Here is a 19,371-nt window from a genome sequence, read left to right on the forward strand (position 1 = left end):
GAGGGCCGACTCGACCAGGGCCTCGGGGGTCGCCTTGCCGTACTTCTGGAGGAGGCGCTTGTCGAGGGAGCCCGCGTTGACGCCGATGCGGATCGGGGTGCCGTGGTCCCGGGCCGCCTTGGCGATCTCCTTGACCTTGTCGTCGAACTGCTTGATGTTGCCGGGGTTGACGCGGACCGCAGCGCAGCCGGCCTCGATCGCGGCGAAGACGTACTTCGGCTGGAAGTGGATGTCGGCGATGACGGGGATCTGCGACTTGCGGGCGATGGTCGCGAGCGCGTCGGCGTCGTCCTGGGTCGGGCAGGCGACCCGGACGATCTGGCAGCCGGAGGCGGTGAGTTCGGCGATCTGCTGGAGGGTGGCGCCGATGTCGGACGTACGCGTCGTCGTCATCGACTGGACCGAGACGGGGGCGTCTCCGCCGACGGCCACGGATCCGACCTGGATCTGCCGGCTCTTCCGGCGCTCGGCGAGCTTGGTCGGAACGGACGGCATGCCGAGAGAAATCGCAGTCATCTGCTGTGCAACCCCAAGTCGTGGATCAAGGTCCGGTCCCGTGAGCAGCGGGCTCCGAGCTTCGAGATTACGGCACATGGCTGGGCGGGGGCACATCCCGCCCGCGTTGCCACTCGATGGAGGGGCGGCCCGGCACGAAGCATGCCGGGCCGCCACGAACGCCGTATGACTAGGAGATTCTCACCGGGTTAACCACGTCCGCGATCAGCACCAGGATCGTGAAGCAGATGAAGATCCCGGCGACCACATAGGCGACGGGCATGAGCTTCGCCACGTCGAAGGGGCCCGGGTCCGGCCGGCGCAGGACCTTGGCCGTGTTGCGGCGCAGCGACTCCCACAGGGCGCCCGCGATGTGGCCGCCGTCGAGCGGCAGCAGCGGGAGCATGTTGAACAGGAACAGGGAGAGGTTGAAGCCGGCGACCAGCATGAGGGCCATGGCCAGCTGCTGGGTCGGCGGGATGTCCAGGGTGAAGATCTCGCCGCCGACGCGGGCCGCGCCGACCACGCCCATCGGGGAGTCGGCCTCGCGCGGGGCGCCGTCGAAGGCCGCGTTCCACAGGGCCGGGACCTTGCCGGGGAGGGCGGCGAGGGAGTCGACGGCCTCGCCGATCCGGTCGCCCATCCAGGTCACGGACTCGCCGAAGTCCTGCTTGACCACACCGGTGGCGGCGCTGAAGCCGAGGAAGCCGGCCTGGACGTACTGGCCCTCGACGATCTGTCCGCCGGAGTCCTTCTTGGCGACCTGGTTGGTGGCGATCTTCGCGTGCAGGGTGACGTCCTGGCCCTTGCGGTCGACGACGATCGGCACCTCCTTGCCGGGGTTGGCGCGGATCAGGTCGGACAGCTTGTTCCAGTCGTCGGTCTTGACGCCGTTGAAGGAGACGATCTTGTCGCCCGCCTTGAGGCCCGCGGCGGCGGCCGGGCTGGCCGGGTCGCCCTTCTCGCACTTGTCGCGGTTCTCGCTCTGCGCGATGACGCACTGGGAGACGGAGCTGACGGTGGTGGTCTGCTGGGTGATGCCGAAGCCCATCAGGATGGTGAGGAACAGCGCCACGGCCAGGACGAGGTTCATGAAGGGGCCCGCGAACATCACGATCACGCGCTTCCAGGGCGCGCGGGTGTAGAACATGCGCTTCTCGTCGCCCGGCCCGAGCTCCTCGTACGCGGCCGAGCGGGCGTCCTCGATCATGCCGCGCCACGGGGAGGTGGAGCGGACCTCCAGCCGGCCGTCGGGGCCGGGCGGGAACATGCCGATCATGCGGATGTAGCCGCCGAACGGGATGGCCTTGATGCCGTACTCGGTCTCACCCTTCCTGCGCGACCAGATCGTGGGGCCGAAACCGACCATGTACTGCGGCACGCGGATGCCGAAGAGCTTGGCGGTGGACAGGTGCCCCAGCTCGTGCCACGCGATCGAGAACAGCAGGCCGACCACGAAGAGGCCTATGCCGAGGATGAACATCAGGGTCGTCATGCACGGGCCTCCGCCGTCTGTGCCGCCAGTTCCCGGGCCCGGGTCCGCGCCCAGGTCTCCGCTTCGAGGACGTCCGACACGGTGAGTGAGGTTCCCGTACGCGGGGTGCCGTGCTCCTCGACGACCCGGGTGACGGTCTCCATGATCCCGTTGAAGGGCAGTGCGCCCTGGCGGAACGCCTCCACGCACTCCTCATTGGCCGCATTGAACACCGCGGGGGCGGTGCCCGCGAGCTCGCCGACGTGCCGCGCGAGGTTCACCGACGGGAAGGCCTCGTCGTCGAGCGGGAAGAACTCCCAGGTCGAGGCCTTGCTCCAGTCGAAGGTGGGCGCCGCGTCGGGCACGCGCTCGGGCCAGCCGAGACCGATGGCGATGGGCCCGCGCATGTCGGGCGGGGTCGCCTGGGCCAGTGTCGATCCATCCGTGAACTCAACCATCGAGTGGACATACGACTGGGGATGCACGACGACCTCAATGCGGTCGAAGGGAATGTCGTAGAGGAGGTGTGCCTCGATGACCTCCAGGCCCTTGTTGACGAGGGTCGCGGAGTTGATCGTGATGACCGGGCCCATGGCCCAGGTGGGGTGCGCGAGGGCGTCGTCGACGGTGACGTGGGCAAGCTCCGCCTTCGTCCGGCCGCGGAAGGGGCCTCCGGAGGCGGTGACGACCAGCTTGCGGACGTCGGCGCGGGTGCCGGCGGCCAGGGCCTGGAAGAGGGCGGCGTGCTCGGAGTCGACCGGGATGATCTGCCCGGGCTTGGCGAGGGCCTTGACCAGCGGGCCGCCCACGATGAGCGACTCCTTGTTGGCGAGCGCGAGGGTGCGGCCCGCCTCCAGGGCGGCCAGGGTCGGGGCGAGGCCGATGGAGCCGGTGACGCCGTTCAGGACGGTGTGGCAGTCGGACGCCGCCAGCTGCGTGGCCGCGTCCGGGCCGGCGAGGATCTCGGGGAGCGGCTCGCCGGTGCCGTACTGCGCGGTGAGCGCCTCGCGCAGGGCCGGTACGACGTCCTCGCGGGCGACCGCGACGGTGCGCACGCGCAGCCGGTACGCCTGCTCGGCGAGGAGGGCGACCCGGCCGCCGTTGGCGGACAGGCCGGTGACCCGGAACCGGTCGGGGTTGCGCAGCACGAGGTCGATGGCCTGGGTGCCGATGGACCCGGTGGAGCCGAGGATCACCACGTCCTTCGGGCCGTCTCCCGCTACAGGGTCGTAGACGAGGTGGGGATCGGCGAGGGGGGCTGGACTGTCGCTCATTGCTCCATTGTTGCCGTAAGGGCCGTGTGTGAGGACAGCGCATCCCCTTCACGGGGGCGCGCGCCGTATGGGCCCGCGCCCCTGTGGAGGCCGTGTTACCGGATCGGCCGGTGGACGTTCTCCTTCTGGGACGGTCCCGGTGTCGCGTCCGCGATCCACGGTCCCTCGCCCGACGGGTCGACGATGCCGTGCTCCAGCCACTCGTACGTGCCCGACAGGACGCCCTTGACGACCTTGCGGTCGAGGTCGTCGGTGTTGGTCCACAGGCGGTTGAAGAGCTCCTCGATCCTGATGCGGGACTGGCGGCAGAAGACGTCGGCCAGCTGGTAGGCCTCGCGGCCGTGGTCGCCCTGGCTGCGCAGCAGCTCGGCCCGTACGCAGGCCGCGCTCATGGCGAACAGTTCGGCGCCGATGTCGACGATCCGGCCGAGGAAGCCCTGCTTGGACTCCATCCGGCCCTGCCAGCGGGACATGGCGTAGAAGGTGGAGCGGGCGAGCTTGCGGGCGGTGCGCTCGACGTAGCGCAGATGCCCGGAGAGGTCCACGCCGTGTTTGAACTCGCCGTACGTCGCCGGGAGCTGGCCGGGGCCGGCGACCAGCTTGGGCAGCCACTTGGCGTAGAAGACGCCCGCGTTGGCGCCGGCTCGGGCCTTCTCCCCCAGGGACTTCTCGGGGTCGATGAGGTCGCCGGCGACCGAGAGGTGGGCGTCGACGGCCTCGCGGGCGATGAGGAGGTGCATGATCTCCGTGGAGCCCTCGAAGATGCGGTTGATCCGCAGGTCGCGCAGGAGCTGCTCGGCGGGGACGCCGCGCTCGCCGCGGGCCCGGAGGGACTCGGCCGTCTCGAAGCCGCGGCCGCCGCGGATCTGGACGAGTTCGTCGGCCATCGTCCACGCCATCTCCGAGGCGTACAACTTGGCGAGGGCGCCTTCGATGCGGATGTCGTTGCGGTCCTCGTCGGCCATCTGCGAGGCCAGGTCCGTCACGGCCTCCAGGGCGAAGGTGGTGGCCGCGATGAAGGAGATCTTGGAGCCGACCGCCTCGTGGTGCGCGACGGGCTTGCCCCACTGCTCGCGGGCCGCCGACCACTCCCGGGCGATCTTCAGGCACCACTTGCCGGCCGCGACGCAGGAGGCGGGCAGGGAGAGCCGTCCGGTGTTGAGCGTGGTCAGGGCGATCTTCAGGCCCTGACCCTCCTCGCCGACGCGGTTGGCGGCCGGGACGCGGACCTGGTGGAAGCGGGTGACGCCGTTCTCGATGCCGCGCAGGCCCATGAAGGCGTTGCGGTTCTCGACGGTGACGCCGGGCGAGTTGGTCTCCACGACGAAGGCGGTGATGCCGCCCTTGTGGCCCTCGCTCCTCGGGACCCGGGCCATGACGACCAGCAGGTCGGCGACGACGCCGTTGGTGGTCCACAGCTTCACGCCGTCGAGGACGTAGTCGTCCCCGTCGGGCACGGCGGTGGTGGCGAGGCGGGCCGGGTCGGAGCCGACGTCGGGCTCGGTGAGGAGGAAGGCGCTGATGTCCGTGCGCGCGCAGCGCGGCAGGAAGCGCTCCTTCTGTTCCTGCGTGCCGAACAGCTTCAGCGGCTGCGGCACGCCGATCGACTGGTGTGCGGAGAGCAGCACGCCGATCGCCGGGCTTGCGGAGCCGGCCAGCGAGAGGGCCTTGTTGTAGTACACCTGGGTGAGGCCGAGCCCGCCGTACTTGGTGTCGATCTTCATGCCGAAGGCGCCGAGCTCCTTCAGCCCGTCGATCACCTCGTCGGGGATCCGGGCCTCGCGCTCGATCAGCGCCCCGTCGACCTTCGTCTCGACGAAGTCGCGGAGCTTGGCGAGGAACTCCTCGCCGCGCTGGGCCGCCTCGTCGGCCGGGAGGGGGTGGGGGTGGATGAGGTCGAGCCGGAAGCGGCCGAGGAAGAGCTCCTTGGCGAAGCTGGGCTTGCGCCAGTGCTGTTCCCGGGCGGCCTCCGCCACCTCACGGGCCTCCCGCTCGGTGACGGCGGGACGGGAAGAGGGGGTGGTGGAAGCGGACATGAGGGCCACCTCGCCGCACATAGGGATGTTGAGGACCGTACGTTACCGATCAGTGCTACTGGATCGTTGGTACCCGAAACCGGACGCTTCCACCAGTCCTCGCGCGTCCGTTCAGCCGAAGGGAGCGGGGCGCCCCCGGACTTGTCGGGGGCCTGCCGACGGTGTTGCATCGAGGTGCCTTCCCGGGAACGGCCCGCCCTGGGTGCGCCGCACCGGAATTCCGTATCGAAGCGCTTCGACAACCTATGGACACGTACTCCCGCTGGAGCTACTGTCGAACCACCCTCACCCACGCACATCAGCAATGCGCATTGTCGAAGCGCTTCACAAAGCTTGGAGAGCTGGATGGTCACCCTCGCCGAGGTCGCCCAGCACGCCGGAGTCTCGGCGAGCACGGTGAGCTATGTCCTCAGCGGCAAGCGGTCCATCTCCGCGAACACCCGGCAGCGGGTCGAGCGGAGCATCCGCGAGCTCGGGTACCACCCGAACGCCGGGGCCCGTGCCCTGGCCAGCAGCAGGTCGAACATCATCGCGCTGATGGTCCCGCTGCGCACGGACATGTACGTGCCCGTGATGATGGAGATCGCCATCGCGGTGGCCACCGCCGCGCGGACGCACGGATACGACGTGCTGCTGCTCACCGGCGAGGAGGGCCCGGACGCGGTGCGCCGCGTCGCCGGGAGCGGGCTCGCCGACGGGATGATCCTGATGGACGTCGAACTCGACGACGAGCGGCTGCCCCTGCTGCGTGCGACGGACCAGCCGTCCGTGCTGATCGGGCTGCCCGCCGACACCACCGGCCTGACCTGCGTCGACCTCGACTTCCGGGCGACGGGCGCGCTGTGCGTGGAGCACCTGGCGAAGCAGGGGCACCAGGACATCGCTGTCATCGGCGAGGCCCCGGCCGTCTACGAGCGGCACACGGGCTTCGCCGAGCGCACCCTCGACGGGCTCCGGTCCCGCTCCCGGGAGCTGGGCGTGCGGCTGCTGCACCGGCCGTGCGACGGCGGGTACGACGCGATGGCCGTGACGCTCGCCCGGATCCTCGACGAACGCCCGGGGACCACGGGGATCATCGTGCAGAACGAGTCGGCGGTCGAGCCGCTGCTCGCGCTGCTGCGGCAGCAGGGCCGGGCCGTGCCGGAGGACGTGTCGGTGGTCGCGATCTGCCCCGACCAGGTCGCGACGCAGGCATCGGTGCGGCTCACGTCGGTCGCCCTCCCCGCGCAGGAGATGGGCCGGCACGCCGTGGAACACCTGGTCGCCAAGTTCGAGGGGCGCGGCAGCGACGAGGTCGTGCTGATCGCGCCGGAGCTGACGGTCCGGGGCAGCACGGGACCGGCGCCCGCCCGGCCGTAGGCACACCCCTTCTCCCGCTCCCCGACCACCGCCCTCCTCCCCGGGCACCCCCATGTCCGCACACCTCTGTCTGCACTCCCTCAGGAGCACAGGAGCCCGCCACGTGAATCAGCCTGCTGAAACCCAGCCCCAGGTGAGTCTGGCGCAGTCCTCCCCCACCGTCGGCACGTTCCGTGAGCGGGGCGGCGCGCTGGAGTGGAGCGGCCGTCAGGAGACCGTACGGATCGAGCCGTGGGGCCCGGACGCGGTCCGGGTGCGGGCCCGGCTCGGCGGCCCGGTGCTCGAAGGGCTCCCGGGCGCACTCCTCGACGAGGCCCCCGCCACGCCGTCCACGGTGAAGATCGAGGACGGGCGCGGGCAGCTGACCGTCGGCGCGCTCACCGTCGAGGTGACCGCCGAGGGCCTGGTCCGCTTCCTGCGGACGGACGACTCCGCCGAGCTGCTCGCCGAGGACCGCGCCCACTTCTGGTGGCCCGGGTCCCGCCTCTACACGGCCGTCGGCAACGGCCACCACCGCCTGGAGCAGCGCTTCGCCGCGTACGACGACGAGAAGCTGTACGGCCTCGGGCAGCACCAGCACGGGCGCCTGGACCAGAAGGGACTGGTCCTCGACCTGGTCCAGCGCAACGCCGAGGTCGGCATCCCGGTGCTGACCTCCAGCCGCGGCTACACCCTGCTGTGGAACAACCCGGCGATCGGGCGCGTGGAGCTGGCGCACAACGGCACGCGGTGGGTCGCCGACTCGGCCCGGCAGATCGACTACTGGATCACGGCGGGCGACCCGGCCACCGCCCAGCGCCGCTACAGCGCGGTGACCGGCCGGACGCCGATGCTGCCGGAGTGGGCGGCGGGCTTCTGGCAGTGCAAGCTGCGCTACCGCACGCAGGACGAACTCATGGCGGTGGCCCGCGAGTACAAGCGGCGCGGCCTGCCCATCTCGGCGATCGTCTGCGACTTCTTCCACTGGACGCACCTGGGCGACTGGAAGTTCGACCTCAAGGAGTGGCCGGACCCGGCGGCGATGGTGCGGGAGCTGGACGAGCTCGGCATCAAGCTGGTGGTGAGCGTCTGGCCCTCGGTGTCGCCGCTCAGCGAGAACCACCCGGTCCTGGAGCAGCGCGGCTGGTTCATCGGCACCCAGTACGGCCCGATGGCGCACGCCGACTGGCCCGACAAGGAGGTGGCGTCCACGGTCCAGGTGGCCTTCTACGACGCCACCAACCCGGACGCACGGGAGTTCGTGTGGTCGAAGGTGAAGGAGAACTACCTCGACCCGTACGGCATCACGGCATTCTGGCTGGACGCCTGCGAGCCGGAGCTGAAGCCGGGCTTCCAGGAGAACCTGCGCTACTGGGCGGGCCCCGGCCTGGAGGTCGGCAACATGTACCCGGCCGAGAACGCCCGCACGTTCTACGAGGGCCTCGTCGCCACCGGCGAGGAGGAGGTCGTCAGCCTCAACCGCTCGGCGTGGGCGGGCAGCCAGCGCTACGGCGCCGCCCTGTGGTCCGGGGACATCGGCACCGACTTCCCGACCCTGCGCCGCCAGATCGCGGCCGGCCTCAACACCGCGCTGTCGGGCATCCCGTGGTGGAACACCGACATCGGCGGCTTCCACGGCGGCGACCCGGACGACCCGGCGTACCGGGAGGTGATGGTCCGCTGGTTCCAGTTCGGCGCGCTGTCCCCGCTGATGCGTCTGCACGGCTTCCGCGACCCGGGCATGCCGCTGGGCCCGGAGATGACCGGCGGCCCGAACGAGGTGTGGTCGTACGGCGAGGAGGCCGGGGCCGTCCTGGAGAAGTACCTGCGGCTGCGCGAGCGCCTGAAGCCGTACGTCCTGCGTGTCATGCGCGAGGCCCACGAGGAGGGCCTGCCGGTGATGCGGCCGCTGTTCCTGGAGTTCCCGGACGACCAGGCCACCTGGTCGGTCGACGACTCCTACCTCTTCGGCCCCGACCTGCTGGTCGCCCCGGTGCTCACCGCCGGCGCCACCGCCCGCACGGCCTACCTCCCTGCGGGTGCGAGCTGGACGGACGCGTGGACGGGTGAGACGTACGAGGGCGGTCGGTCCGTGACCGTCGACGCCCCGCTGGACCGCATCCCGCTGTTTCTGCGGGACGGGGCGCGGCTGCCCGTAGCGGAGTAGCCGCGTCGGAAGGGGCGGCCGGATCGATGGAGGTCTTCCGGCCACCCCTTCCCCTTGTTCGGCCAACTTCCGTCCAGCGCAAGCGGGTTCGAGAGGATAGGTTTCCCTGCGTGTCCACGTCTCCGCTCGCCCTCACGCTGGCGAATCTGTTGCTGCGGCCGGGCTTCGGCTCCCGTCGTGACCCGGACCGGATCTTCGACCGCATCGTGGTGGAGGCCGGTGAGGCGCCGGTGGACCGGGAGTTCGTCGACGGCTTCCGGTCGCTGCTGAGGTGGTGGGCGAAGGCCGATCGGCTGACCCCGGTCGGCTGGCAGTCGGCGCAGGTGCACGTGCGCCGGCATCTCACCAACCGGGCCCGTGTCCTGCGGCTGATCGCCGAGCATCCGGAGATCGAGCGGGAGCCGATCGAGAAGCCGGTGTTCGTCGTGGGGCTGCCGCGCACCGCCACCACGGTCACGCACTCGGTGCTGTCGATCTCGGACGAGCACCGGTGTCCCCTGCTGTGGGAACTGCTCGGGCCCGACCTGGAGTTGCCGCCCCGGCAGCGGCGCGAGGCCATCACGGCCGGGCGCCGGCTGGTGCAGGGCACGAACCTCTTCGCACCGCGTTTCCGCGACATCCACGCGATGGCCGCCGAGGGCCCCGAGGAGTGCACCTTCGCGCTGCCGCACGCCCTGATGCCGTTCTCCCAGGCCCGCATCCCCGAGTACGAGACGTGGCACCGCGAGCGGGACTTCGTGGCCGACTACCGGTACCTCAAGCAGGTCTACCAGGTGCTCCAGTACGGCCGTCCGCGCCGCCGCTGGGTGCTGAAGTCCCCCATGCACCTGGAGAACCTGGACGCGCTGCGCACGGTGTTCCCCGACGCCACGATCGTGTGGTGCCACCGCGATCCGGTCACCGTCGTGGCGTCGTTCTGCTCGCTGATCGAGCACGGCATGGCCGTCAGCACCCGCCCGCTCGACCTGCCCGGCATCGGGGCGACCTGGCTGGGCCTGCTGAGCCGGGCCATGACACGCGGTCTCGCGGCCCGGGCCGCCATCCCGGCGGAGCAGCTGGTGGACGCCCCCTACTCCTGGCTCGGGTCCGACCCCGCCACCGGCGCCCCGAAGCTCTACGCGGCCGTCGGCGCCCCCTGGACCGAGGCCGACGCCGCCCGGCTCCCGGCCGCCGTAGCCCGCCCCAAGGGCGCCCGCAAGCACACCTACGACCTGTCCCGCTACGGCCTGAGCCGCGCCGACGTCGAGTCGGCGTTCGCCGAGTACGACGCGCTGCGGGCCGAGGTCGACCGCGCCTGACGGCACGGCCGGCCCCGGCGCCCCGGACTCAGCTGCTGCTGACCGTCAGGTTGTTGGTCGTGAAGTTCAGACCGCCGGACGACGAGGTGATCTCGTAGCCGAACTGCACGTCACCGATGGTCTCGTTGCCCATCCACTTCTTGGTGTCCTTGATCCACTTCAGGATCGGCAGGATGTTCACGGTGCCGGAACTGGAGTTGGAGGTGCGGATGAAGGAGAACACCTCGTTGGCGCCGTTGGTGCCCTTGAAGACGTTCCAGGAGTGGCCGCCGAGGCTGACGCTGCCCTGCGAGCTGCCGATCGGGCCGACGGGCCCGGTCTTGTTGACCCACAGCATGATCTCGTAGTCGTGGTCCGTGTCCCAGATGTCGTACGACGTGTTGTACGCGCCGGACGACGGGACGCTGACGTTGTAGCTGCTGGACAGCGAGCCCAGCGAGGTGATCGACTTGTTGATCGCCTTGGTCTGGTTCGGGTAGGACTTGATGCCGCCGGTGTTGGGGTGGTTGGCCCACACGCCCCAGTTGGTGCCGGAGTTGGCCCAGATGCACTGGCTGCCGGCACCGGAGCCCCAGATGTTGTTGTAGAGCGTGTAGCCGTTCAGGTTGGTCTGGCCCCACTGGTCGCAGGAGTTCCAGACGGCGGCGGAGGCGGGGGCGGAGGCGAGACCGACGGTGGCACCGAGCGCGAGGGCCGGGGCCAGCAGGACCTTGGTGATCCTGCTCAGTGTGCTTGTTGCCATGGTGTCCCTTCCATGGGTGGGGGGAGTTGCGGAGGGATCACCGCGCCCTCACCGTGAGGACGCGGTCTTCTCCGGCGACGAGGTGGAGGGGCTCGGCACCGGAGGAAGTCCTGAGTTCGACGCGGACGGTACGGCTCGGCCGGAGGACGGCGGTGGCCCCGCCGTCCGGGCTCCAGGTGAGATCCAGCTCGGCGCCGAACCGCGTGCGCACCCCGCGCAGCGCGCCGCTGGGGCAGGACGTCGGCAGCGCGGGGAGCAGCACCAGCCGGTCCGGGGCCGACTGCACGAGCATCTCGATCAGCACGGCGGGCAGGGTGTGCGCGGCGTCGGCGTTGTAGACGTCCCGCTTGGGGTAGTGGGCGCTCATCAGGGAGTCGTGGAAGAAGTCGCCGTCCAGGACCTGGCCGAGGGCGTGGGCGACGCGGTCGGCGTCCCCGAGCCGGGCCGCGATGAGCGCGTGGTGCAGGTGCCCGTGGGCGGAGTCGTTCTCGGCGCCGCGCAGTTCGAGGGCGCGGTGCGCGGCGGCCGCGAGTTCGGGGGTGTCGTAGGGGGTGATCTCGTCGAGCGGCCAGACGCCGTAGAGGTGGCTGAGGTGGCGGTGGTCGTAGGAGTCCGCCAGGCCCGGCCAGGCCCATTCGGCCAGGGCTCCGTCGGCGTTGATCCGGTGCGGGGGGAGCCGGTCGGCGAGGGCGCGCCAGCGGTCGGCGTCGGGGCCCGGGTGGTAGGCGGCGGCCGTCAGCAGGGCGTGACGGGCCGCGGAGAGGTCCATCGCCGCGTTGAGGGTGCCCCAGCTCGCGCCTGCGGGCCGGTTCTCGGGCGAGTAGGAGGGGACGACGACGAGCCGGCCGGCCTCGTCCGTGCGGGTGAGGAAGTCCTCGTAGAAGAGGGCGACCTGGGCGAGTGCGGCGGCGGTGCGGGGGTCGCGCGTGCCCGTGGTCTCGTCATGGTCGACGAGCGGTTTGAGCAGCCAGTCGGCGCCGGCGGTCCACAGGTGCAGCGGGTACTCGCGGCTGAAGTGGTACGAGTGGCCGGACTCGCCGTCGGTGTGGGCGGGTGCGACGGCGCCCCGGGTGCCGAAGACCGCGCGGGCGTTGTCGCGCCAGTCGGGCAACTGGCGGTGGATCAGCGTGGCGTGGGCCTGCGTGACCTCGGGCAGGGCCGCGGCAGCGGCCGAGGCGGTCTGGAGGTTGAGGTTGGCGTCGTTGGTGAACGCGCCCGACCAGGCCGTGTTCCAGTCGCCGGTCCACAGTCCGGTCAGGCGGGGCGGGAAGAGGCCGCTCGCGGACAGCAGGTGGTAGCGGCCGGCCGCGAACAGGCGCTCCAGCAGGGCGGCACTGCGGGGCCGCTTCAGCAACTCGGAGCCGGCCAGCGCCCTTTCGGCGGGGTCGGCGGCGAGGTCGAGGGTGACGCGCTCGTAGGCGGTGCGGTGCAGGGCGGCATGGCGGTCGAGGAGCTCGTCGTACCCGGTGAGCAGGTCGCGCAGGGCACGCCCCTCCTCGACCACGTCCAGTTCGCCGGTGTGCCGGCGCACCCTGGTGAGGAGCAGCACCGACCGGGCTCCCTCGATGTGCACGCCGGGGGGCACGAGGGTCGTCGTGCCCCCCGTGACGGCGAGCAGGGTGACGCCGGTGCAGGCCCGGTCGCTGTCCGGGTAGCGGGCGCGCAGGCTCAGCAGGGCGCCCTCGGGAGTGAGGACGGCCCCGTGGCCGACGCCCAGTCCGGTGGGCGCCCCGGGCAGCCGGTGGTCCAGGTCGATGCCGAGGGTGAGGCCCGGACCGCTTGCCTGCTGGACGATCACGTCGTCGGCGCGGGAGACGAAGACGCGACTGGTCCAGCCGGTGCCGGCCGTCCGCACCACACCCGTGGTGAAGTCGACGTCGCGCCGGTAGTCGGGGCAGTCGCCCGGCGGCCGGCGCAGCCGGACCTGGAAGGCGGGGTGGAAGGGCTGCACCCACTGGAGTGGGCGGCCGTCCGTGAAGCTCTCGGCGGCGGTCGTGTCGCCCGCCAGGAGGCGGTCCTGGAGGGCCGGGAGGCCGGCGGCGAGCTGTGGGGGCCTGGGGTTCCTGCCGTTGGGCCGTACCAGGGTGTGGTGGGTGACGATGATCCGCTCGTCGTTCGGGTCGCCGAACACTAGGGCGCCGTGGTGGCCGTTGCCGCTCAGGAAGCCGTCCTCCCAGCGGACGGCCGGGTGCGGCTCCCACGTGCCGTGGACGGGTGCGGGGTCGGTCATGGCCGGAGCACCGCCGCGCCGTAGCGGCCGAGGGTGACCCGGTCGGTGACGGCCGTCCCCGTCAGCAGGTCCTGGTGGGTGCCGGGGACCTCGACGGTCACCGGCTCGCGGCCGTGGTTGAGCACGAACAGCACCTCGCCCCGCAGGACGGCCTCGACCTGCTCGGGGAGGCCGTCGAGCACCGGCCGGACGCCCGCGTCGCCGGCGATCCGGGCCAGCAGCTCGCGCAGGGCCTCGGGCTCCGGGAGGGTGGAGACGTACCAGGCCCGGCCCTTGCGCAGTACGGCGGGCATGCCGTCCAGTTCGCCGCCCTTGTAGCAGGTCGTGTGGTCGGGGCCGGCGGGCTCTATCTCCTCGGACCACAGCGTGCCCCGGAAGCCCTCGACCGCGACGGTCTCCCCCGCGTCCAGCGGCCACCACTCGTGCAGCGTGCGGATGCCGAACAGCTCCCGCAGCCGGGCGTCCATGCCCCCGGGGCGCACCCGGTCGTCCTCGTCGGCGACGCCCGTCAGGAACCCGCAGACGAGGGTGCCGCCACCGCGGACGTAGGCGAGGAGGTTGTCGATCGCCGCGTCGGTGAGCGCGTACAGCTGCGGCACGACGACCATCGAGTACGGCGTCAGATCGTGCTCGGGGTGGGCGAAGTCGGTGGTGAGGTGCGCCTGCCAGAGGGCCCGGTGCCAGGCCCGCAGGACGTCCGGGTAGTCGACCTGGCTGGACGGGCGGCCGTCCTGGGCGCCGGCCCACCAGGCGTTCCAGTCGTGCAGGACGGCGACGTTCGCGGTGAGGTGCCGGCCGGCCACCTGAGGGGCGATCCTCGCCAGGTCCGCGCCGAGCTGCTTGACCTCCTGGTACGTACGGCCCTGCTCCCCGGCGTGGCTGACCATGCCGGAGTGGAACTTCTCCGCGCCCTGCCGGGACTGCCGCCACTGGAAGTAGCAGACGGCGTCGGCGCCCCGGGCCACGGCCTGGAGGGACCACAGCCGGTTGAGGCCGCGCGGCTTGGGGTGGTTCACGCCGCGCCAGTTGACCGGTCCGGCCGCCTGCTCCATGAGCATCCAGGGCCCGCGGGCCTGGGAGCGGGTCATGTCCTGGACGAGCGCGCTGCTCTGGGCGCCGAGCGGATCACGCGGGTCCGGGTAGAGGTCGACGGAGACGACGTCCTCCTCCGCCGCCCAGCGCCACGCGTCCTGCCCGAACCACAGCGGCATGAAGTTGCTGGTCACCGGCAGGTGCGGGGTGTGCCGGCGGACGATGTCCCGCTCGGCGGTGTAGCACTCCAGGAGCATGTCCGAGGTGAAGCGCCGGAAGTCCAGGACCTGGCCGGGGTTGCGCATGTAGTGGGGCAGGCGGGGCGGCAGGACGCCGTCCCAGCAGTCGTAGCCCTGGCTCCAGAAGGCGGTGCCCCAGGCCTCGTTGAGGGCGTCGAGGGTGCCGTACTTCTCGCGCAGCCAGCGGCGGAAGGCGGCCGCGGCCTCGTCGCCGTAGTCGAAGGTGCAGTACTCGTTGTTGATGTGCCACATCGTCAGGGCCGGGTGGCCGCCGTAGCGGGCGGCCAGGTCCTCGGTGATGGCGGCGGCGTAGCGCCGGTAGGTGGCGCTGGAGTGCGAGAAGTGCTGACGGCCGCCCCACCACTCGGTGCGGCCGTCCTCGGTGACGGGCAGGGTGTCGGGGTGCAGGCGGCCCATCCAGGGCGGGGGCGAGGCGGTGGGGGTGGCGAGGACGACCCCGATGCCGTTCTCGTGCATCAGGTCCATCAGCATGTCCAGCCAGCCGAACTCCCGTGCGCCCGGCTCCGGTTCGAGCTTCGACCAGGAGAACACCCCGAGGGTGACGGAGTTGACGCCGGCGTCCTTCATCAGCCGGACGTCCTCGTGCCAGGTCTCCTGCGGCCACTGCTCCGGGTTGTAGTCGCCGCCGAACAGGAGACGGCCTCGGGTCGCGTCGCTCAGGCCGGGCATCAGGCGGGCTCCCCGTACTGCACGCCGCGCCCGTTGGTGGCGATGTAGACCCGGCCGTAGACGCGCGGATCCCCGGCGATGGTCGCGCCGATCCAGCCCCACTGGTGCTGGTCGTCGTTGACCCTGGTCCAGCTCTTGGCCTCGTCGTCGGAGCGGTACACGGCGGTGATGCTCTCGGTGGAGCCGACCATGTAGAGCGCCGGGTAGGAGGCGCCCTCGGCGGCCTTGCCGAAGCCGAGCGTGTACGACGCCCGGCAGCTGCCGGCCTTGGTGAAGCTCGCGCCGCCGTCGGAGGAGCGGTACAGCCCGTTCCCCTTCAGGCTCAGCCACAGGTCCCCGGAGCGGCCCGGCGCCGCGGCCAGCTGGAACTCGGTGTCGCCGGAGTTCAGCCCGGTGGCCCGCGCGGTGAAGGTCCGGCCGCTGTCGGTGCTGGCGAACAGGGTGCCGGTGGTGGTGTCGAAGGCGTAGAACACGGCCGGGTCCACGGGGTCCGCCACCGGGACGGCTCCCTTCGGGAAGGAGGCCACCTCGGACCAGGTGCCGCCGTTGTCCGCCGAGCGGTATCCCGGGTTGCTCGCGCCGAAGGACCACAGCAGCACGCTGCCGTCGGCGTTGGTGGCGATCGGCCCCGGTGCGGACTCGGCCACGTCCGGCTGGGCCGTGAAGGGGGCCCAGGTCTTGCCGCCGTCGTCGGACCAGGCGCCGTTGCCGTGGTCGCCCCACCCGGCCCGCACGACGTAGGACGGTTTGGCCGTGGCCAGTGCGAGTCCCGTCGCCGTGCCGAACACCGGGTTCGACGCCATGCCGCGCGAGGGGGATGCCGTGAGCCGCTCGTGGTACATCACGCCGATGTCCCCGGACCCGCTGATCAGGTGCGCCTCGCCGGCCGGAGGGGAGATCAGGTGGCGGATGGACGCCTCCTCCAGACCGCGGATCTGCGGGGCCCAGTTCCTGAGGTCCCGGGTGCCGTAGAGGGTCGCGCCGGTGCCGTAGACGATGTGCCGCGAGTCGAACGGGTCGAGGCCGACGGCCTGGATCCACCAGCCGAACTTGGGCTTGTCGGCACCCCACTTGAGGTACGGGGTCTCGGAGACGTCCAGGACGGCCTTGTCCTTCAAGGACGTCCAGGTGCGGCCGCCGTCGGTGGTCCGGTACAGGGTGTCGACCAGCGACCAGCGGTTGTTGGTGGAGACGACGACCGTGCCGGGGCGGCGGGCGTCGACGGCGACACCGCCGTAGCCGAAGGAGTCGGTCCCGCCGTCGTCCGTCGCCCCGCCGGGCTTCACGGGCGTGACCTCGGTCCACTTCCCGGTGGTGGTACGCAGCTTGTGCACACTGCCGTCGGACTGGCCGTTGGGGCCGGGGGCGTTGGCGTACGTCACGTACAGCTCACAGGTGTACCGGTCGTACGCGGCCCGGACCGGGACCTTGGCGGCGGTGCCGGCGGGCTGTCCCGGGACGGCCTTCCAGGTCGTGCCGTCGGCGGTTCGGTAGAGGTTCGCGGAGGTGCCGTCGGAGTCGCCCCAGCCGGCGTAGACGGTACGGCCCGCGGCGACGAGGAGGGTGACGCCCTGGCCGGTGGCGCCGGGGGTGGCCGGGAAGCCCACGGCCTTCCAGGTGGCGCCCCGGTCGGTCGACTTGAGCAGCCCGTCGTGCCGGGTGCCCAGCCACAGGGTGTCGCTGTCCCGCGGGTCGACGAGCAGCCGCTCCCCGCAGCCACGCCCGTCCTCGTTGGCCCCGAGCTTCACGGTGAGGTCGGTGCGCTTCCAGGTCGCGCCGCGGTCCTCCGACCGCAGCACGGCCCCGTTGCCGGCCCACGACTGCGTGTACGTCCCGAGGGCGAGGTACAGCCGGTTCGGGTGGGCCGGGTCGACGGCCATCGCCTCCACACCGAGCAGGTTCCAGTCGTCCCAGCCGAGGTGGTCGGTCAGCGGGATCCACCGGTCGGTCCGGTCGTCCCAGCGGTAGGCACCGCCGATGTCGGTACGGGCGTAGGCGAGGCCGCGGACGGAGGGGTGGAACAGCACCCCGCTGATGAAGCCGGTGCCGCCCTGGACGACGTTGCGCCAGCGGTACGCCTGGCCGGCCGAGACGGCCGCTTCGGCGGCGTGCGCGCGCCCGGGCAGGAAGGGGACGGTGGTGAGCGCGGCGGCGGCCGCGGTACCGGCGAGAACGGCACGTCTGCTCGGGCTGGACGCATGCATGACACATACCTCGTGGTTCGAAGGGAGGGGGGAGGAGAAGCGCCCCGAAAGGGGCGCGGGGAACGCGGGGAACTGCGCGATCAACCACGACGCAGCCGCAGGACGACGATGGTCGACAGCCCTACGGCGAGAGGGCGTTGTCAGCCCTTGACGGCGCCCGTCAGCATGCCCTTCTTGAAGTGCTTCTGGACGAAGGGCGACAGGACGGCGACCGGGAGGAGGGCCATCACCATAACCGCCATCTGCACAGCCAGCCCCGACAGCTGGCCGGTCCTGATGGCCTGGCTCAGGCCGACCGGGGCTTCCTGCTTCTGCACGAGCTGGATCATGACGTTCTGCAGCGGCATCATGTCCTGGTCGTTCAGGTAGATCGACGCGTTGAACCAGGCGCTCCAGTACCCGACGGCGTAGAACAGCGTGATCACCGCGAGGACGGCCCGCGACAGCGGCATGACGATCTGCCAGAGGATCCGGAAGTCCCCGGCACCGTCGATGCGCGCGCTGTCGATGAGTTCCTGCGAGATGCCCATGAAGAACCCGCGCAGGACGAGGATGTTGAAGACACTGATGGCGCTCGGCAGGATCAGCGCGAGATAGCTGTCCGTCAGGCCGAGGGACTGAACCAGCAGGTAGGTGGGGATGAGGCCGGCGCTGAAGAACATGGTCGCCAGCAGCGTCATCAGGATCCAGCGGTGGCCGAGGGACCCGCTGCGGGACAGGCCGTAGGCGCACAGGACGGACACCGCCATCGAGAACAGCGTGCCGACCAGGGTGACGAGGACACTGATGACCGCCGCGCGGGTGACCTGGCCACCACTGAGCAGTTCCTCGTAGGCGATGAAGGTGATGTCCTTGGGCACCAGCACGAGGCCGCCCGCCTCGTTGATGGTCTTCCGCGAGGAGAGGCTCGTGACGACCACGATCCACAGCGGGAAGAGGATCGCCAGGCAGGCGAACGACAGGGCGATGCCCTTGCCCGCGAGACCGGCTTTGGAGGGCTTCTCCTCCCAGGAGGGGCGGGGCGGGGCCTGCCACCAGCGGGGGGCCTTCTGCTGCGGGGCCGGTCCGGTGTCCTGGCGCGGCTCCCACATCACGGACGTCATTTCTTGTACACCCCCTGCTCGCCCATGAGATGGGCCACCTTGTTCGCGGCGAGGACCAGGCCGATGCTGACCACGCCCTTGACGAGACCGGCGGCGGCCGCGTAGCCGAAGTCCTGGTTGCGCACGCCGTTCCACCACACGAAGGTGTCGAGGACCTCCCCCGCGCCCGGTCCGACGCCGTCCCGTTGCAGCAGGATCTGTTCGAAGCCGACGGTCAGGGCGTCGCCGACGCGCAGCACGAGGAGGAGGGCGATCACCGGGCGCAGGGCGGGAAGCGTGACGTGCCACATGCGGCGCCAGCGTCCGGCGCCGTCCATCGCGGCTGCCTCGTAGTGGTCGTGTGGAACCGACGCCAGGGCGGCGAGGAAGACGATGATCCCCCACCCGGCGTCCTTCCACACGCTCTGCGCGGTGAGCAGGAAGGGAAAGGTGTCCGGGTTGGTCATGATGTCGATGCCGTCGTACCCGTTCTGCCTGAGCAGTTGGGAGAGCATCCCCGCGCCGCCGAACATCTGCTGGAAGACGGCGATGACCAGCACCCACGAGAAGAAGTGCGGCAGGTAGAGAACCGCCTGCGCTACGGCCCGCACCCGGGGCCGGACCACGCTGTTGATGAGCAGCGCGAGCAGGATCGGGATGGGGAAGAACAGCACGAGCTGGACGAAGAACAGCACGAGCGTGTTCTCGACGGCGTTCCAGAAGGCCGAGTCCTCGAACATCCGCTGGAAGTTCTCCAGGCCCACGAAGGGGCTGTTCAGGATGGAGACGACGCCGTTGTCGCTGATGTAGGGGTCGTAGTCCTGGAAGGCGACGACGTTGCCGAGGATGGGCAGGTAGTTGAAGACCAGGACCAGCAGGACGGCCGGCAGCGTCATGAGGACCAGGACGCGGTCGCGTCGGAACCTGTGCCTCAGGCTCAGTTTGCCCGTGGGTGGCTCCTGCCGGGAACCGGTGGCGTCACCGGACGCCACCGGGGTCTTCTCGGACATGTCGGCCTCGGTACTGCTCCGAGGCACCGTGCTGTGGGACACGGCTGTTCTCCTTGCCTC

The 19,371-nt window shown here is 71.0% G+C and carries 13 protein-coding genes; 3 read left to right on the forward strand and 10 right to left on the reverse strand.

Annotation, left to right across the window (positions count from 1 at the left end; genetic code table 11):
- The 4 genes from GTY47_RS30540 to GTY47_RS30555 all read right to left on the reverse strand — a co-directional run.
- Positions 1–516: flavodoxin-dependent (E)-4-hydroxy-3-methylbut-2-enyl-diphosphate synthase (locus GTY47_RS30540; protein ID WP_040903777.1), on the reverse strand; the 516-nt coding region annotated here is incomplete at its 3' end.
- Positions 517–685: 169 nt separating this feature from the next.
- Positions 686–1,978, reverse strand: a complete 1,293-nt coding sequence (locus GTY47_RS30545) for a site-2 protease family protein (protein ID WP_086012565.1) — start codon at positions 1,976–1,978, stop codon at positions 686–688.
- Positions 1,979–1,986: 8 nt separating this feature from the next.
- The gene (gene dxr, locus GTY47_RS30550) at positions 1,987–3,243 is read right to left on the reverse strand and encodes a 1-deoxy-D-xylulose-5-phosphate reductoisomerase (RefSeq protein WP_029181491.1); all 1,257 of its coding nucleotides are present in this window, start codon (positions 3,241–3,243) and stop codon (positions 1,987–1,989) included.
- Positions 3,244–3,338: 95 nt separating this feature from the next.
- Positions 3,339–5,279, reverse strand: a complete 1,941-nt coding sequence (locus GTY47_RS30555; protein WP_029181492.1) for an acyl-CoA dehydrogenase family protein — start codon at positions 5,277–5,279, stop codon at positions 3,339–3,341.
- Positions 5,280–5,624: 345 nt separating this feature from the next.
- On the opposite strand from GTY47_RS30555, the gene GTY47_RS30560 reads away from it, so the two are divergent.
- From GTY47_RS30560 to GTY47_RS30570, 3 genes are all read left to right on the forward strand, one after another.
- Complete coding sequence (locus GTY47_RS30560; protein ID WP_010044362.1) at positions 5,625–6,638, forward strand: LacI family DNA-binding transcriptional regulator; 1,014 nt, start codon at positions 5,625–5,627, stop codon at positions 6,636–6,638.
- Between the two features lie 103 nt (positions 6,639–6,741).
- Entirely contained in the window at positions 6,742–8,784 is a 2,043-nt protein-coding gene (locus GTY47_RS30565) for a glycoside hydrolase family 31 protein (RefSeq protein ID WP_029181493.1), read from the forward strand.
- A gap of 110 nt (positions 8,785–8,894) precedes the next feature.
- A complete protein-coding gene (locus tag GTY47_RS30570; RefSeq protein WP_010044368.1) occupies positions 8,895–10,082 on the forward strand; it encodes a sulfotransferase in 1,188 nt (395 codons plus the stop codon).
- A gap of 28 nt (positions 10,083–10,110) precedes the next feature.
- Here GTY47_RS30570 and GTY47_RS30575 read toward each other — a convergent pair whose 3' ends face one another.
- The 6 genes from GTY47_RS30575 to GTY47_RS30600 all read right to left on the reverse strand — a co-directional run bounded on the left by GTY47_RS30575 (position 10,111) and on the right by GTY47_RS30600 (position 19,353).
- On the reverse strand, positions 10,111–10,824 hold the full coding sequence (locus tag GTY47_RS30575) for a hypothetical protein (RefSeq protein WP_010044371.1): 714 nt from the start codon (positions 10,822–10,824) through the stop codon (positions 10,111–10,113).
- A 37-nt stretch (positions 10,825–10,861) separates the two neighbouring features.
- Complete coding sequence (locus tag GTY47_RS30580; RefSeq protein WP_010044373.1) at positions 10,862–13,054, reverse strand: glycoside hydrolase N-terminal domain-containing protein; 2,193 nt, start codon at positions 13,052–13,054, stop codon at positions 10,862–10,864.
- Positions 13,051–15,015 carry a beta-galactosidase gene (locus GTY47_RS30585; protein WP_010044374.1) on the reverse strand — a complete coding sequence of 655 codons (1,965 nt, stop codon included), beginning with the start codon at positions 15,013–15,015 and terminating at the stop codon, positions 13,051–13,053. Before GTY47_RS30585 ends, GTY47_RS30580 begins: the two co-directional genes overlap by 4 nt.
- Entirely contained in the window at positions 15,015–17,219 is a 2,205-nt protein-coding gene (locus GTY47_RS30590) for a sialidase family protein (protein WP_010044375.1), read from the reverse strand. The genes GTY47_RS30585 and GTY47_RS30590 overlap by 1 nt, the downstream gene beginning before the upstream one ends.
- Positions 17,220–17,359: 140 nt before the next feature.
- A complete protein-coding gene (locus GTY47_RS30595; protein WP_010044376.1) occupies positions 17,360–18,322 on the reverse strand; it encodes a carbohydrate ABC transporter permease in 963 nt (320 codons plus the stop codon).
- The gene (locus tag GTY47_RS30600) at positions 18,319–19,353 is read right to left on the reverse strand and encodes an ABC transporter permease subunit (protein WP_010044377.1); all 1,035 of its coding nucleotides are present in this window, start codon (positions 19,351–19,353) and stop codon (positions 18,319–18,321) included. The genes GTY47_RS30595 and GTY47_RS30600 overlap by 4 nt, the downstream gene beginning before the upstream one ends.
- Between the last annotated feature and the right edge of the window lie 18 nt (positions 19,354–19,371).

It is taken from the genome of Streptomyces sp. SID5464, from assembly GCF_009862985.1.
Taxonomy (GTDB): Bacteria; Actinomycetota; Actinomycetes; order Streptomycetales; family Streptomycetaceae; genus Streptomyces; species Streptomyces chartreusis_D.